Raw genomic sequence first — 14,648 nt, forward strand, 5'->3', positions numbered from 1 at the left:
GATGGAATGCCCGCATATATGGAACGTTTAAACCCCTCATTGGCTCTCAAGTGGCAGGATGTACCTGCACAGTAGTGAAAAGTGTAAGCGTAAGCCTTTAAGGGGAAGGGATGTGACTGAAAGCTAAGGCCTAATTGTAATGGTTAGGATATGCCCACTAGTCACGGTGTGGATATAGATACTGCAATCAACAAGAGTTTAATGGCGAAAGCGAGTTTAAAGACTATCGTGTGCATATAGCTCTATAAGTTGAAGTACGAAAGCAGGGGGTGGTAACCCTGTTCCCGATGTCAAAAGGGGTATCTACATCAGGAGCCGTGTGATGTGAAAGTATCAAGCACGGTTTTGTATGGGAGTTTGGGAAGGTGACTTCCCTCTCGACCCCTACCAAGCTGCTGTCACCGTCCCTTATCTTCAATGAGCAAAAGAGGACTTGTCATCTCTCAGTTCCATTTGAGTGTCATCCACCTCAACGGGAGGGAGAGGGTCGAGTTGTAAGTGTTGACCTGGGTATCAACACCACCGCTACTGTGGCAGTCGTGAATTTTGACGGCACTGTAACCTATCGGGAGTTTATTCACCCAGCCAGAGACATAGACGAAGTCGCCGCAGCCGCTCGAACCTGCGTCCAGCGGAACGGCGACCGTCGAGATAAGCGGCTGAAATCGGTATCTAAACGAGCTAGTAAGACGATGGGGCTAGGTGGAAGTCTCCAGAAAGGCTTCTGCTCTCATACCTACCGCAAATGCCGTAATATCAACCGTCAAATTGGGCAAATTGTCTCGAAGCGTATCGTGCAGATTGCCCAACAGTTCAATGCCGATGCTATTGTCTTTGAGAACCTGAAAGGATGGAAAGCTAAGGGGGGGGCGCAAGCGCTCTAACCTTCGCCAACGCTTTCATGGATGGCTTAAAGGTATGATTCGAGATTTGACGGAGATGAAGTGGCAAGAGATAGGCGGTAAGGTCATTGATGTCGTAGCTCCACCTAAAAGTTGGCTTATGACGGTAGTGGAGTCGAAAGGGCGAGACTCCAAGAACTATGCTCTGGCTAAATTTTCCTCGGGCAAGCGATACAATGCAGACCTCAATGGGGCGCTCAATATTGCTGCACGAGGCATTCTTCAGCTCACTCGCCGAAAGGACAGTGAGGAGCCCTCGATCCAACGTTCGAGGGCGATCGCCTAGAAGCTGGGCTTGTTTGTGTGACCTGTGGACTAGCACAGTTCGAGGTTAGCACCGACACCCCCACCTGCCTTGGGCAGGTGGGGTGAGCTTCATGACAATGGACTCCCAAAATTTCAGCTAAAATGCCAAAGTATTTAAGAGAACCAGAAAAGCTGAAAACCCCTAATTTAGGTGGATTGTCCAGACTGGTTCCCCGGTGACGACCTGCCATCTGGGATCTTAGTATATGGGTACAAGATACTCAATCATCCTTATTGAGTGTCTCAAGGCTTTATGATCATGACTGTGTGTGGTGTGAATTGAAGGAGTAAGATGACTGCCAATAGCCAACTTATCTTCGGTAGGGGACTTCGACGTGCATTTACAAGGCGTGGCTTTGTACCCTTAGTGCGTCCGCGTCAGCAACGAACCCTGTCTCTGGTACAGAGTCTGAACGGAGATTTTTTTAAGCGTTCATTTGACATTGTGTTTTCCCTATCGGTTCTGATTTTGTTTTCTCCGGTTTATTTGATACTGAGCTTGTTAATTGCCCTGAGTTCCCCTGGTAGCGTGTTTTACGTCCAGGAAAGAGTCGGCAAAAATCGCCAACGGTTTGGGTGTATCAAATTCAGAACCATGGTCAGTAATGCAGATGAGGTGCTGGTGGAGATTATGGAAACCTCTCCTAACCTGCGCCAAGAGTTTCAGGATACGTTTAAACTTAAACATGATCCTCGAATTACCTGGATCGGTAGATTCTTGCGTGTGACCAGCCTTGATGAGTTTCCCCAGTTCTGGAATGTTCTCAAAGGTGATATGAGTGTAGTAGGCCCCAGACCTCTGGTGGCCGAGGAATTGCATAAATATGGTCGTCACATGGATAAGGTTCTAACCATCAGACCGGGAATCACTGGACTATGGCAAGTCTCAGGGCGCAATGATATTCCCTATCCTCGTCGAGTTCAGATTGATTTGCACTATGTTAATTTCAAGAATTTCTGGATTGACCTATGGATCATTATCAAAACTATTGGTGTGGTAATTTTCCCCAAGGATAATGGTGCTTATTAACCTGGAGGGGTGAGTCATCGTAAATTATCTAGTCCTACCCGGTTTCTGAGTTAAGATATTTATGGTTCTTGTCAAAGTAACCGGGTTTTTTATGATAGAGGTGGCTGGGAAACTTGCCCCACTAGGGAATAATCATGAGGGTGCATAATAGAGTATAGACAACCGCCATGGGCGGGCTGCTTCGTATGGAAAGGAAAATCATCAGATGTCAAACAATAAACCAGCGTTAATTACGGGTATCACAGGTCAAGATGGTTCATATCTGAGTGAGTTACTGTTAGAAAAAGGCTACGAAGTTCACGGAATTATTCGGCGTAGTTCTAGTTTTAATACAGACCGCATTGAACATATTTACAAAGACCCCCATCATCCTAATGCTCGGTTATTCTTACACTATGGGGATTTAACAGATGGTACGACTCTGCGCCGTATCCTGGAGGAAGTTAAGCCGGTAGAAATTTATAATCTGGGGGCTCAATCCCATGTGCGGGTGAGTTTTGACTGTCCAGAATATACTGTTGATACGGTCGGTTTAGGGGTATTAAGACTATTAGAAGCTATTCGAGATTATCAGCACCGCACAGGGATTCAGGTGCGTTTTTATCAAGCAGGTTCTTCGGAAATGTTTGGGAAAGTGCAGGAAATCCCCCAGAAGGAAACCACACATTTTTACCCTCGTAGTCCCTATGCTTGTGCGAAGGTTTACGGACACTGGCAAACGGTTAATTATCGGGAATCCTACGGTTTATTTGCCTGTAATGGTATCCTGTTTAATCATGAAAGTCCCCGCCGTGGTCCGACTTTTGTTACCCGCAAAATTACCCGCGCTGTAGCCAGGATTGTGAAGGGAATGCAGAAAGAACTTTATCTGGGTAATCTGGATGCTAAACGGGACTGGGGCTATGCTAAGGATTATGTGCGGGGAATGTGGATGATGTTGCAACATGATCAACCGGATGATTATGTTTTGGCAACTAATGAAACTCATTCAATTCGCGAGTTTCTGGATGTGGCTTTTAATTATGTTAATTTGGATTGGCATGATTATGTAAAATTTGATGAACGCTATTTACGCCCGGCTGAGGTGGAATTGCTGATTGGGGACTCGAGTAAAGCCCAAAATGTCTTGGGTTGGAAGCCGTTAGTGTCTTTTGAGGAGTTGGTAAAGCTGATGGTTGATAGTGACCTAACACTATTAGAAGAACCTCATCAAGAGGGAGACCATTTTGATTAATTCTTAGACTAAATAATGGGTAAATTACATGAATACTCTGGATTTACAAAACCAACGGATTTTGGTGACGGGAGGGGCTGGTTTTCTGGGAAAACAGGTGATTGACCAGCTTCTGAAGGCGGGGGCGAAATCGGAAAATATTTCGGTACCGCGATCGCATAATTGTGACCTGCGAAACTTAGAAGCCTGTCAACAAGCTGCTAAAGGTCAGGATATCATTATCCATTTGGCGGCCCATGTGGGGGGTATCGGCTTAAATCAGGTAAAACCGGCTGAGTTGTTCTACGATAACCTGATGATGGGGACCCAGTTGATTCACTCAGCCTATCAAGCAGGGGTCAAGAAATTTGTCTGTGTAGGGACTATCTGCGCTTATCCCAAATTTACCCCGGTTCCCTTCCAGGAAGACGACCTCTGGAATGGCTACCCAGAGGAAACTAATGCCCCCTATGGAATCGCCAAAAAAGCCCTATTGGTGCAATTGCAAGCCTACCGACAGCAGTATGGGTTTAATGGCATTTACTTATTGCCGGTGAATCTCTACGGCCCAGAAGATAATTTTAATCCGAAAAGTTCCCATGTGATTCCGGCTTTGGTGCGTAAGGTCTATGAGGCGCAACAACGGGGGGATAAACAGCTTCCGGTGTGGGGTGATGGTAGTCCTAGTCGCGAGTTTCTTTATTCGACTGACGCGGCGCGGGGAATTGTCATGGCTACCCAACATTATGACGAACCAGACCCGGTGAATTTGGGGACTAATTCTGAGGTGACGATTCGGGACCTGGTAGAGTTGATTTGTGAGTTGATGGAGTTTCAGGGAGAAATTGTCTGGGAAACTGATAAGCCTAATGGTCAACCGCGCCGCTGTTTAGACACAAATCGGGCTAAGGAAAGGTTTGGGTTTGTGGCTGAGGTGGAGTTTCGCCAGGGTCTGAAAAATACTATTGACTGGTATCGACAAAATCCTGATCTGTGAGTAAGTCTCAACTACGCCGCCGTTTGTTAAGCGATCGCCAATCTCTAGCCGCGACTGTTTGGCGACAAAATAGCGATCGCATTACTGACCATCTACAGGCTTGGTGGCGATTTCAGCAAGCCAAGACTATCTTGGCTTATTTTAGTTTTCGCCAAGAACCCGATTTAAGTCCTCTCTGGTACGTCTCCCCAGAAAAAGTCTGGGGGTTTCCTCGCTGTGTGGATGGGTCTTTAATTTGGCATCACTGGCGGCCGGAAAATGCCCGCCAAAGGGGGTCTTTTGGTTTAATGGAACCGCACCCCCGCTTACGGGTTTTGCAGCCGTCTGAGGTCGATTTAATCCTGGTTCCGGCCGTTTCCTGTGATGACTGTGGCTATCGGTTGGGATATGGGGGAGGATTTTATGATCGGATGTTGAGTCAGTCTGAGTGGTCTAAAATTCCTACGGTGGGAATTGTGTTTGCGGCCGCCAGGGTGGATACTCTCCCTAGGGATAGTTGGGACCAGCCTTTGGCGGCGGTTTGTACAGAGGAGGGTATATGGGAGTTTCCAAAATAACTTCTGGTGGGGGGGCAAATTATCGGGCGATCGCCACTTATATGGTATTAATTGCTATAGCGATCGCTATGCTATTTCCCCTATTTTGGTTGGTGGGAACTGCCTTTAAATCCCCTACCGAAAACATCTTTCAGGTTCCCCCCCAGTTTATTCCAAGGGAACCTACTTTCACTAATTTTGTCAGAGTTTGGCAAACCAATCCCTTTGGTCGCTATTTATTTAATAGTACCCTCGTCGCCCTTTTAACCGTCGGATTAAATCTGCTATTTTGTTCCTTGGCGGCCTATCCTTTGGCGCGCTTAAACTTTTGGGGTCGCGATTTTCTCCTAAGTGCGATCGTTTCCACCATCATGATACCCTTTCAGATTGTCATGATTCCCCTGTATATTCTAGCGGTACAGTTAGGATTAAGAAATACTTATTTAGGCATTATTTTTCCATCTTTAGCCTCCGCTTTTGGCATCTTTCTATTGCGACAGGCATTTATGGGAGTTCCCAAAGAGTTAGAAGAAGCCGCCAGAATTGATGGCTGTTCAGAATTAGGGATTTGGTGGCATATTATGATCCCCTCAGTCCGTCCCGCCTTAATGACCTTAGCCATTTTTGTATTTATCGGGTCTTGGAGTGATTTTCTCTGGCCCTTAATTGTAGTCGATCGCCCAGAATATTATACCATCCCTTTAGGCGTGGCAAATCTAGCCGGAACTTTTTCTCTCGATTGGCGGATAGTCGCCGCCGGTTCCGTCATTTCTATCGCTCCTGTGTTACTACTATTTTTAATCGTACAACGGTATATTGTGCCTACAGATACAGCTACGGGGGTTAAAGGTTGAGGATTATTAATCTCAGTCCTAATAATCAAAATCATATCCACCAGGCGGCGACTTTATTAGTCGCAGAATTTCGGGAAAATTGGCCGAATGCTTGGCCGACTTATGAACGTGGTTTAGCCGAGGTTATGGAGTCTTTTGGCGACGATAGAGTTAATCTAGTCGCCGTCGATGAAAATGATAATCTTCTAGGCTGGATTGGTGGTATTAGCCAATATCAAGGCCATGTTTGGGAATTACATCCTTTGGTAGTCAAAAGCGATTATCAAGGGTTAGGAATAGGGCGAAAATTGGTCGCCAATTTAGAGGATTATGTCCGCTCACAAGGAGGGTTAACCTTATGGTTGGGTACCGATGACGAAAATAATTTAACCTCCCTATCTGGTGTCGAATTATACCCCCATTTTTTGGAAAATATTGCTAACATAAAAAACCATGGTCGTCATCCCTATGAATTTTATCAGAAATGCGGTTTTGTGATTATGGGAGTAGTCCCCGATGCTAACGGTATCGGGAAACCTGATATTTTGATGGCTAAATCTCTGAGAATTGACAATCATCCTAAATCCAACTGAGGAATCATGAATCATCCCACAACTAAGCATCAAAAAATTACATCCTGTTACTGGGGAATTTCTGAACTACCTGGGTTAGATACAGGTAATATTAAACTCCTGAATCAATGTGGTATTGAAAACACCCAGCAACTGCTCACGCGCGGGAGTAATAATGCTAATAAAATCGCCTTATCTAACCAACTAGGTATCAACATCAGAGATATCAGTAAATGGGTCGCAATGTCCGACTTAGCCAGGGTTCCCAGTATTGGCTATCAATATTGTGGTGTCCTTTTGCATAGTGGCGTAAGTTCAGTTAACCAACTATCTCAGATGTCTATTCAACAACTGCATAAACAGATTTTACGGCTCTATGTAGGAACCTTGCAATCTCGCCAACTCTGTCCATCTGTTGATGTCATCCAAACCTGGATTAAACAAGCTAAAATTTTGCATAAAATTAATTAATAATTACTAGATGAAATCATGAATTTTTCCGAAGATTTGCGACAAAATGCACCAGCCACCGAAAGAAACCGCGAACCTATTTTAGAGGTCTTAAAAAGGGTGTTGCCCGCCACGGGAACCGTTTTAGAAGTAGCCAGCGGCACAGGACAACACGCGGTTTTTTTTGCTCCCCGTCTCTCCCCTAGGCGGTGGCTACCTTCCGACCCGCAACCTTTGTTACAACAGAGTATTAAAGCATGGCAAATTCATTCACCTTCAGATAATCTTTACCCTCCCCTACAGTTAAATGTAGAAGCTAATCCTTGGCCAGTGGAAGGGAATGATTTACCCTGGGAATTATCGGAATTTCCCATCACTGCTATTGTAGCAATTAACCTGATTCATATTTCGCCTTGGTCGGCTTGTGAAGGGTTAATGGCGGGAAGCGATCGCATTTTGAAACCGGGGGGAATTTTATATCTCTATGGACCCTATAAAATAGCTGGAAAACACACCGCACCTAGTAACGCTTCCTTTGATGAATATTTGCGAACTTCTAACCCTAAGTGGGGTGTCAGAAACCTTGATGATGTGGTAGAATTAGCCAAGGGTTATAACCTAGAATTGGTGGAAACAGTCCCTATGCCTGCTAATAATTTCTCGGTAGTTTTTAGGCGTTGTTAATACTGACTGAGAATGGGAATAATTAAACCATAGCAAATAGTCGGAGTATCGACCGCCACAAACTGACGAGGAAATTTTCAGATTGACGGGAGGATGTCGGCTGCTGATAACCAGTGTAGTAGGGAGGTAGTTGGTCAGTCATGAGGGTGACACCATTGCGGGTTTCTTGCACTCCAATAGGTATTGAACCCCCACTAAACGTGAGAAAACCAACATTAGCATAACTCAGGGATGAGTCAATGTTAATAAATCCGGGAATATCTGCAAATCTGCCATTTAAAATCAAGCCGCCTAATACCTCTGTTTTACCGCCATTAATGGTTTTTACCAAAGTTCCCTCATCCTCGGTTTTATATCCAAGAATCCACAGAGACCCGCCATCATTGGTAATCCTAGGACTATGTATAGTTTCCGGGTTAATTTGACGCATCCACACATTTTGATTAGTAAACACCCAGGGACCGCCGCCAACGTCTTCAATATAGACATCTCCGCCGTTTCCTTGGGTGCTACTATAGCGATTGACAATAGAACTAGAAATAATCAAAGTGCGATCGCTTTCATGTACAATAGAAATAGAAGCCGCTTCTACTCTTTCTATAATCACCGTCGGGGATGTTCCCTGTGCCACCCTAATGACACCATCACCAACAATTCTAGCCTCCGTAGCAATTAACCGCTGTACATTACCCCTTAATTCCAAAGTTCCATTAACATCCCAAACCCCATTAGGAAGATAAACAGTTTTCCCTCCTGAATCAATAGCTGCTTGTATCGCCTCTGTATCATCAATTCCATCATTAGGATTCCCGCCATAAGCCAGGGGACTTACCCAGTCTGATAAATCATGCCAAGGCAATTCTGGAGTTTCTTTAATCGGCAGATTTAGCATAGTTTGGGGACTGTCAAACAGACTCTGAAACTCTCCCCTAGCTATCCACTCCCTCACATAACCATCAGGTTGAGAAGCATTCCCACGACCTTTATCATTCTGCAAAATTGCCTGTTTATATCCAGAAGTCCTCAATTGGCGAACATACATAGCTTTTTGGTTATGAATAGCTGGCAATTCGGAAGCCGAACCCAATCCAGTTAGGATAGAATCAATCAGGGTAAAACCACTGCCACCATCAGGCATATTCCACACTGCCGGAACTTGATTGCTACTCTGCAAACCTCGGACAAAAACCTGTTGATTAAAGTTTTTCCAGCCGTATTGGTTTTGGTTTTCCAGGGTAATATTTTCGAGGGTTTGACTGGCTGTCGGGTTCCAGGTTTGGATACCGATATCAAATCCGACTACATGAATATTTTTAGCTAATAGGGGCCCATTTTCATCAATGGAAAGGTTTAAGCCGATTCTCCCTTGACCATCTCTTGAGATGATTTTAACGTTGCGAATTAAACCCTGATTATTGGCAATAAAATCTATCCCATTAACGTTAGGGTTACCGCGACCAATATCAACGGTCAGGTCTCGAATACTGTTCCGAAATCGCTGCGCGGGTGGGGAACCTGTCCAAATTACCGATGTATCTAAACCTGAGTTATCATCAAGTTTAATAATAGTTCCGTCGCGGCTTTGACCTTGTAGAATGTTCCGTTTTTCGGTTCCCGCATATCTAATTTGACCGCTAACGTTATATACTCCATCGGGAAAGTAAAAAATATGATTTCCGGTTGGGTGGTCGTTTAAAGCCCGTTGAATTGCCTCTGTGTCGTCTTTGCCATCGTTAGGAATAGCGCCATAGGTGGTCACGTCTACTACACCCGCATCTGCTGGAAAAACGATGGCTGCATAGACTAGAGGAATTAACATGATTTTTGCTTGGGGAAAAGGGCAATCTGGGTATCAATTATACAATATTTATTTGGCTTTGATGGGTTGGGGGGTTGACAGGCTGCGGGAAATCATGGTAGTATATTGACATACTCTTATATTATAATCGAGATGTTTTAACAAATTCTGAAATTGCAAATATCCCCATTATCTAATATAGTAGCATGAGAATCTGGAAAAAGCAACCGCCCCAACCCCAATGAGGCGGGGGCCGTTACAAAACTTAACATAATTCCGGCGAGAGGATGTGAACTATTTACCTTTACGTCCGGCGGTAGTGTCGATCGCCTCTAGTTCGGAGAGTCTAAAAGTGACTAATTTATCCCAATTTCCGCCTTCAAATAAAACGGCAGCTTTCCCGTCAGCGACTCTTTGGACTTGTCCTTGAAACTCATAGTAGGTATCATTTACATTAACAACGCGAACGGCGGAACCTGGTAAAATCATGTTTTTATTATCCTGAAAAATGGTGGAATATAAGGCAGGCGGCCAGAGAAATTGATGATGGTCAATTATCCCTGGTGCCGGGAAGGGGAGAGAGTTAAGCCAAAGCCATAACTGAGACCCTAGCGGCGATTTTTTGTGCGATCGCAGTCAACTCCTGAGCGGAGGCGGAGTCGGGGTGAGAGATCACAATAGGAACCCCAGAATCCCCCCCTTGTCGGACAGGCATTTCGAGGGGAATAGCGCCCAAGAGGGGTACTCCCAACTCATCAGCAGTTTTCTGACCGCCGCCGGAGCCAAAGATATCATACTTGCGATCGGGGAGATCTGGGGGGACAAAATAGCTCATATTTTCGACAATGCCCAAAATAGACACCCCCAACTGTTCAAACATTTTTAAGCCTTTGCGGGAGTCCAAGAGAGAGACTTCTTGGGGGGTAGTAACAATGACCGCCCCAGACATAGGAACAGCTTGTGCGAGGGTTAACTGAGCATCTCCGGTTCCGGGTGGCATATCAACAATGAGATAATCCAACTCACCCCAATACACCTGATAGAGAAACTGTCGGATAATGCCATTTAACATAGGACCACGCCAAATGACAGGTTGATCGCGATCGATGAGAAAAGCCATGGACACCAACTTAACGCCATAGTTAAAAGCGGGTTCCAAGCGATCGCCTTCAGGGGTTTGCTGAACCATGACCTGAGTATCAGCGAGGCCCAACATAGTGGGGTCATTAGGGCCATAGATATCAGCATCAATCAAACCGACCTTAGCACCGGTAGAGGCGAGGGCGACAGCCACATTAACCGCAACGGTACTTTTACCAACCCCCCCCTTACCGCTAGAAATAGCGAAGATATTTTTCACCCCGCTAATTCCCTGACGGTCTGGGAGAGATTTTTGTTGTGGAGTTTCCGCCGTGACATCTACTTCGACAGTTTCGACTCCGGGAAGCTGTTTAACAGCCTTTTGACAATCTTCGACGATAAACTCGCGCAGAGGACAAGCGGGGGTAGTCAAAACCAGGGTAAAACGGACATCTCCGCCAGTGATTTCCACATTACGGATCATGTTCAATTCGACCAAACTCTTTTGTAGTTCGGGGTCTTGAACGGGTCTTAAAACTTCGAGTACGGAACTGGCATCTAACTTATCTGGCATGATATATGGCTGTCACTATCTGGTAATACTGCTAATAGTTTAACTGGGAAAGGGTGTTGTTACTGGTGGTAGTAGCAAATAGTAGTCCCACCGGGAAGGTTTCCATAGTTAACTGTTAAGTTATATGGACTTATGGGTTAAACAACTTGACCAAGTAATCCATAAGCCGGGAAGATAAACTCATTTCGCTTTCGATAGGGTTGATGGCTCATCAAGTGCGAAAATATAAGATACAAGAGGTTAATTAGATTATGACAGTTTCGACGGCTTCTGATACGGCTATAGTTCAATCACCCCCTCCGGCGGACTCCCGGGAGCGTGTGAGTCACTGGATGAAACAAATTCAGGATGAAATCTGCGCGGGATTAGAGGGACTAGATGGGGCTAAAACCTTTGTTGAGGATGCTTGGGAGCGCCCGGAAGGGGGTGGCGGTCGGACTAGGGTGATCCGAGAAGGTAATGTGTTTGAACAAGGGGGAGTTAACTTTTCGGAGGTATGGGGCCAGAAGTTGCCACCGTCGATTTTAAGCCAGCGTCCAGAGGCGGAAGGTCATGGATTTTATGCGACGGGAACTTCGATGGTGCTACATCCCCGTAACCCCTATGTGCCAACCGTTCACCTGAATTATCGCTATTTCGAGGCGGGTCCGGTTTGGTGGTTTGGTGGGGGTGCGGATTTAACTCCCTACTACCCATTTGCGGAGGATGCAGCCCACTTTCATAAAACTTTAAAGGAGGCTTGCGATCGCCATCATAGCGAGTATTACCCGGTATTTAAACGCTGGTGTGATGAGTATTTTCATCTGACACACCGCAATGAAGCCAGGGGAATTGGTGGGATTTTCTTTGACTACCAAGGCGGTGAGGGTTTACTATATCGTGGGCCTTATACTGAAAGCGAGGCGGCGATTTATAGCGATCGCATGGGCGCACCGGAATCACGGGACTGGGAGGCTTTGTTTAGTTTTATCCAAGACTGTGGTAAATCTTTCTTACCTTCATACGGTCCCATTGTAGAGCGTCGTAATTCTATGGAATATGGCGATCGTGAACGGAATTTCCAGCTTTATCGTCGAGGAAGATATGTAGAATTTAATTTAGTCTACGACCGAGGCACAATTTTCGGGTTGCAAACCAAAGGTCGCACCGAGTCGATTCTCATGTCTCTACCTCCTTTGGTAAGATGGGAGTATGGTTATCAACCTGAAGCGGGTACGCCGGAAGCTGAACTCTATGAGACGTTCTTAAAACCTCAAGATTGGTCTAACTGGACGGCTCCTGACTCACAGGCCTAAGTTCAACCGTAAGTCTCATGGGACTTGTGAACGGGGACTAAGTGCCAGAATCAGGGAAAAGGACAGAAATCGATCTTAATTTGGTCCCCGGACAACAGCTAATCTGATAACCGGAATGGTATTCTTGGTCAAGGGTCGATGCTCTTGCTAGACCCAAGTTTGGCCGATATTGGCCTGATGCTGACTAGAAGGCGCTTGGTCAACAAGGATCTGTGGTTGGGAAGGTTTGCACCTCTGTTGGGGTTATACTTTCTGAGGGATGGGGTCTTTGATAGCTCCAAGAACTTTCATTTTCTTTCGGCTTGAGGCTACCTAAAAATGCCATAGGGTGACTTCGGTGAATACTCAGCAGCCAGTAGGTTACTGTATAAATCACCGAGCCAAATCCCCGTCACAGTTTTGGCGGGGACTGTCAAAGTCAAAGAAGCAACCATCGCAAAATCAAGAATTTCAGAGGGGACGGTCAGTGATTCATATCGATCAAAAGGAACATACGACCCAGGATGGCACTAAGGTCATAGTATTAGCACCAACAGGACGCTTAGATATCACCACCGCTTGGCAGTTTCGTCTCAAACTGCAAGAATGTATATCTAAGCTGAGTCGTCATGTGGTCGTGAATTTGGGTCAGGTGAACTTTATCGACAGTTCCGGGTTGACCTCCCTAGTGGCTGGTATGCGAGATGCTGATAAAGTTAAGGGTAGTTTCCGCATCTGTAATGTTCACCCAGAAGCTAAACTGGTGTTTGAAGTGACGATGATGGATTCTGTGTTTGAGATTTTTGAGACGGAAAAGGAAGCCTTAGAGGGCGGTGTCAGAGCTAGTTAAGGCGGTGAAAGTTGAAGTTAGGCAAGAATGGCCGGGGGTTCATCTACGAAGTCCCGGTTGTTGGTGCTAATCATTGCTGATTGCTATAACTACTATTCTCAGTCTTGGCAAATGTACCGTCTCAGGGGACAATTAGTTTAAGTCCCTCCCGGTCACATAGACGCGGGGCTTTTAGAAATTTTAACCGTGAACAATATCCGCACTGTTTCAGATACCAAGCGAGCGTTTTACCACATCCATACTCGGCCGATTAACTCTATCTATCGTCGCGTGGTTGAGGAGTTAATGGTGGAAATGCACCTATTGTCGGTCAATGTCGATTTTAAATATGACCCCATTTATGCGCTGGGTGTGGTCACGGCCTTCGATCGCTTTATGCAAGGATACATCCCCGAAGCCGATAAATTGTCGATTTGGGCGGCTTTGATTGGGGCTCAAGAAAGCGACCCTAATCAATATCGCGCTGATGCTACGGCTTTAGAGGCTCAAGTGGCATCCCTTGCGGTGAAAGATTTGACCGACAAGGCTAAGATGGCTCAGGAAAGCTCAGGGGATGACCCTTTGCAGTCCTGTTTTCATGCGATCGCCAATAACCCTAAATTCAAATACTCTCGGCTACTTGCCATTGGTTTATATACTCTCCTAGAAAAAAGTGATGCCACAGCGGCTCAGGACTCGGAAGGGTTAAAAACAATCCTCAGTGACTTTAGTGAGGCTTTAAGGCTGCCTAAAGATAAGCTGGTGAAGGATTTAGACCTGTATCGCACCAACCTAGAAAAGGTAGCTCAGGCGCGGTTAATGGTGGATGAGATGACCCAAGCGGAACGCAAGAAGCGGGAACAACGGGCCGCCCAAACCCAAACTGCCGCCTCTGGTAGCAAGAACCCTAGCAAAGATGATCAGGTGTCTGATTCCTAAGCCAGTGGTTATCGGTGGCGATCGCAATAGGTGTATTAATTGGCACCAACGATCGCGATCGCCTTCGATTAGCTTGGGGTATTAGTTTCGTGATCCGGTTCGTAGTCTTCCGCGTAAGCCTTCAGTAAACCGCTCATTTGTCCCAATAGAGAACTGTCGGATATCTGGCCTAAAACTTTTTGGTTTTGGGCGGCGCGGTCTAAGTTTCGTGCAATGGCCTCTTTCACTTGGCTAGCAATAAGGGCTTGTAGTTCCTCCTTAGCGCGAGACCTCTGATATTGTGCCCCTTCTTCTGTGGTAGCATACAGTGGCGGTAAGCGGTTGAGGGCATAGGCGGCAATATCCCCCACATCCAAAGACTGCTCACTTACCTCGTCAATTTGGGCGACTTGAGCGATCGCTTCACTGAGAACCAACTCTTCCATCACATTAATAAACTGCTTGCGGGGTAACACAACCACCTCCCCCGTCAACAAAGCACCCATAAGGCGATCGAGCGCCATATACTCCTCGATGGATAATTCTGAAGCTGTATTACATATCCGCCCTACCTCTGCTTCCATAGATGGTGTCAAATAACCATCCTGTAAGGCTTGATCGACAATTCTTTCAATACTCATAACGTTTCCCA

Annotated in this window: 16 protein-coding genes; 12 read left to right on the top strand and 4 right to left on the bottom strand. The window is 45.9% G+C overall.

The genetic code is table 11. The features are described from left to right. Positions 1–530: 530 nt before the first annotated feature. The 9 genes from N39L_RS08410 (at position 531) to N39L_RS08450 (ending at position 7,523) form a co-directional block, all read left to right on the top strand. Positions 531–884: a hypothetical protein gene (locus tag N39L_RS08410; RefSeq protein ID WP_231852130.1), complete on the top strand. Its 354-nt coding sequence runs from the start codon at positions 531–533 to the stop codon at positions 882–884. A 616-nt stretch (positions 885–1,500) separates the two neighbouring features. Next, positions 1,501–2,238: an undecaprenyl-phosphate galactose phosphotransferase family protein gene (locus tag N39L_RS08415; RefSeq protein ID WP_006618404.1), complete on the top strand. Its 738-nt coding sequence runs from the start codon at positions 1,501–1,503 to the stop codon at positions 2,236–2,238. Positions 2,239–2,443: 205 nt separating this feature from the next. Continuing rightward, complete coding sequence (gene gmd / locus N39L_RS08420; RefSeq protein WP_006618405.1) at positions 2,444–3,472, top strand: GDP-mannose 4,6-dehydratase; 1,029 nt, start codon at positions 2,444–2,446, stop codon at positions 3,470–3,472. 28 nt (positions 3,473–3,500) lie between these two features. Continuing rightward, positions 3,501–4,448, top strand: a complete 948-nt coding sequence (locus tag N39L_RS08425; RefSeq protein WP_006618406.1) for a GDP-L-fucose synthase family protein — start codon at positions 3,501–3,503, stop codon at positions 4,446–4,448. Beyond that, positions 4,445–5,005: a 5-formyltetrahydrofolate cyclo-ligase gene (locus N39L_RS08430; protein WP_014274915.1), complete on the top strand. Its 561-nt coding sequence runs from the start codon at positions 4,445–4,447 to the stop codon at positions 5,003–5,005. The genes N39L_RS08425 and N39L_RS08430 overlap by 4 nt, the downstream gene beginning before the upstream one ends. After that, positions 4,987–5,838 (top strand): carbohydrate ABC transporter permease, encoded by an 852-nt coding sequence (locus tag N39L_RS08435; RefSeq protein ID WP_014274916.1) that lies wholly within the window; start codon positions 4,987–4,989, stop codon positions 5,836–5,838. Before N39L_RS08430 ends, N39L_RS08435 begins: the two co-directional genes overlap by 19 nt. Next, complete coding sequence (locus tag N39L_RS08440; RefSeq protein ID WP_006618409.1) at positions 5,835–6,410, top strand: GNAT family N-acetyltransferase; 576 nt, start codon at positions 5,835–5,837, stop codon at positions 6,408–6,410. Before N39L_RS08435 ends, N39L_RS08440 begins: the two co-directional genes overlap by 4 nt. A 6-nt stretch (positions 6,411–6,416) precedes the next feature. Further along, the gene (locus N39L_RS08445) at positions 6,417–6,860 is read left to right on the top strand and encodes a DUF4332 domain-containing protein (protein WP_006618410.1); all 444 of its coding nucleotides are present in this window, start codon (positions 6,417–6,419) and stop codon (positions 6,858–6,860) included. 18 nt (positions 6,861–6,878) lie between these two features. Then, positions 6,879–7,523 carry a DUF938 domain-containing protein gene (locus tag N39L_RS08450; RefSeq protein WP_006618411.1) on the top strand — a complete coding sequence of 215 codons (645 nt, stop codon included), beginning with the start codon at positions 6,879–6,881 and terminating at the stop codon, positions 7,521–7,523. 22 nt (positions 7,524–7,545) lie between these two features. On the opposite strand, the gene N39L_RS08455 is transcribed toward N39L_RS08450, so the two are convergent. From N39L_RS08455 to N39L_RS08465, 3 genes are all read right to left on the bottom strand, one after another. Continuing rightward, on the bottom strand, positions 7,546–9,282 hold the full coding sequence (locus tag N39L_RS08455) for a glycosyl hydrolase family 28-related protein (RefSeq protein ID WP_014274917.1): 1,737 nt from the start codon (positions 9,280–9,282) through the stop codon (positions 7,546–7,548). 333 nt (positions 9,283–9,615) lie between these two features. Beyond that, on the bottom strand, positions 9,616–9,810 hold the full coding sequence (locus tag N39L_RS08460) for an NAD(P)H dehydrogenase subunit NdhS (RefSeq protein WP_014274918.1): 195 nt from the start codon (positions 9,808–9,810) through the stop codon (positions 9,616–9,618). 94 nt (positions 9,811–9,904) lie between these two features. Then, a complete protein-coding gene (locus tag N39L_RS08465) occupies positions 9,905–10,975 on the bottom strand; it encodes an Mrp/NBP35 family ATP-binding protein (RefSeq protein WP_006618414.1) in 1,071 nt (356 codons plus the stop codon). Between the two features lie 251 nt (positions 10,976–11,226). Here N39L_RS08465 and hemF point away from each other — a divergent pair, with 251 nt between their 5' ends. The 3 genes from hemF to psb29 all read left to right on the top strand — a co-directional run bounded on the left by hemF (position 11,227) and on the right by psb29 (position 14,017). Beyond that, on the top strand, positions 11,227–12,270 hold the full coding sequence (hemF, locus tag N39L_RS08470) for an oxygen-dependent coproporphyrinogen oxidase (RefSeq protein ID WP_014274919.1): 1,044 nt from the start codon (positions 11,227–11,229) through the stop codon (positions 12,268–12,270). A 466-nt stretch (positions 12,271–12,736) separates the two neighbouring features. Then, positions 12,737–13,099: an STAS domain-containing protein gene (locus tag N39L_RS08475; RefSeq protein WP_006618416.1), complete on the top strand. Its 363-nt coding sequence runs from the start codon at positions 12,737–12,739 to the stop codon at positions 13,097–13,099. Positions 13,100–13,285: 186 nt separating this feature from the next. Then, positions 13,286–14,017, top strand: coding sequence for a photosystem II biogenesis protein Psp29 (gene psb29, locus N39L_RS08480; protein ID WP_014274922.1), 732 nt, complete (start codon positions 13,286–13,288; stop codon positions 14,015–14,017). Between the two features lie 68 nt (positions 14,018–14,085). Here the strand turns inward: psb29 and N39L_RS08485 are convergent, their stop codons facing one another. Further along, positions 14,086–14,637 carry a late competence development ComFB family protein gene (locus N39L_RS08485; protein ID WP_006618418.1) on the bottom strand — a complete coding sequence of 184 codons (552 nt, stop codon included), beginning with the start codon at positions 14,635–14,637 and terminating at the stop codon, positions 14,086–14,088. Positions 14,638–14,648 lie beyond the last annotated feature (11 nt).

Source organism: Limnospira platensis NIES-39 (genome assembly GCF_026000695.1).
GTDB lineage: Bacteria > Cyanobacteriota > Cyanobacteriia > Cyanobacteriales > Microcoleaceae > Limnospira > Limnospira platensis.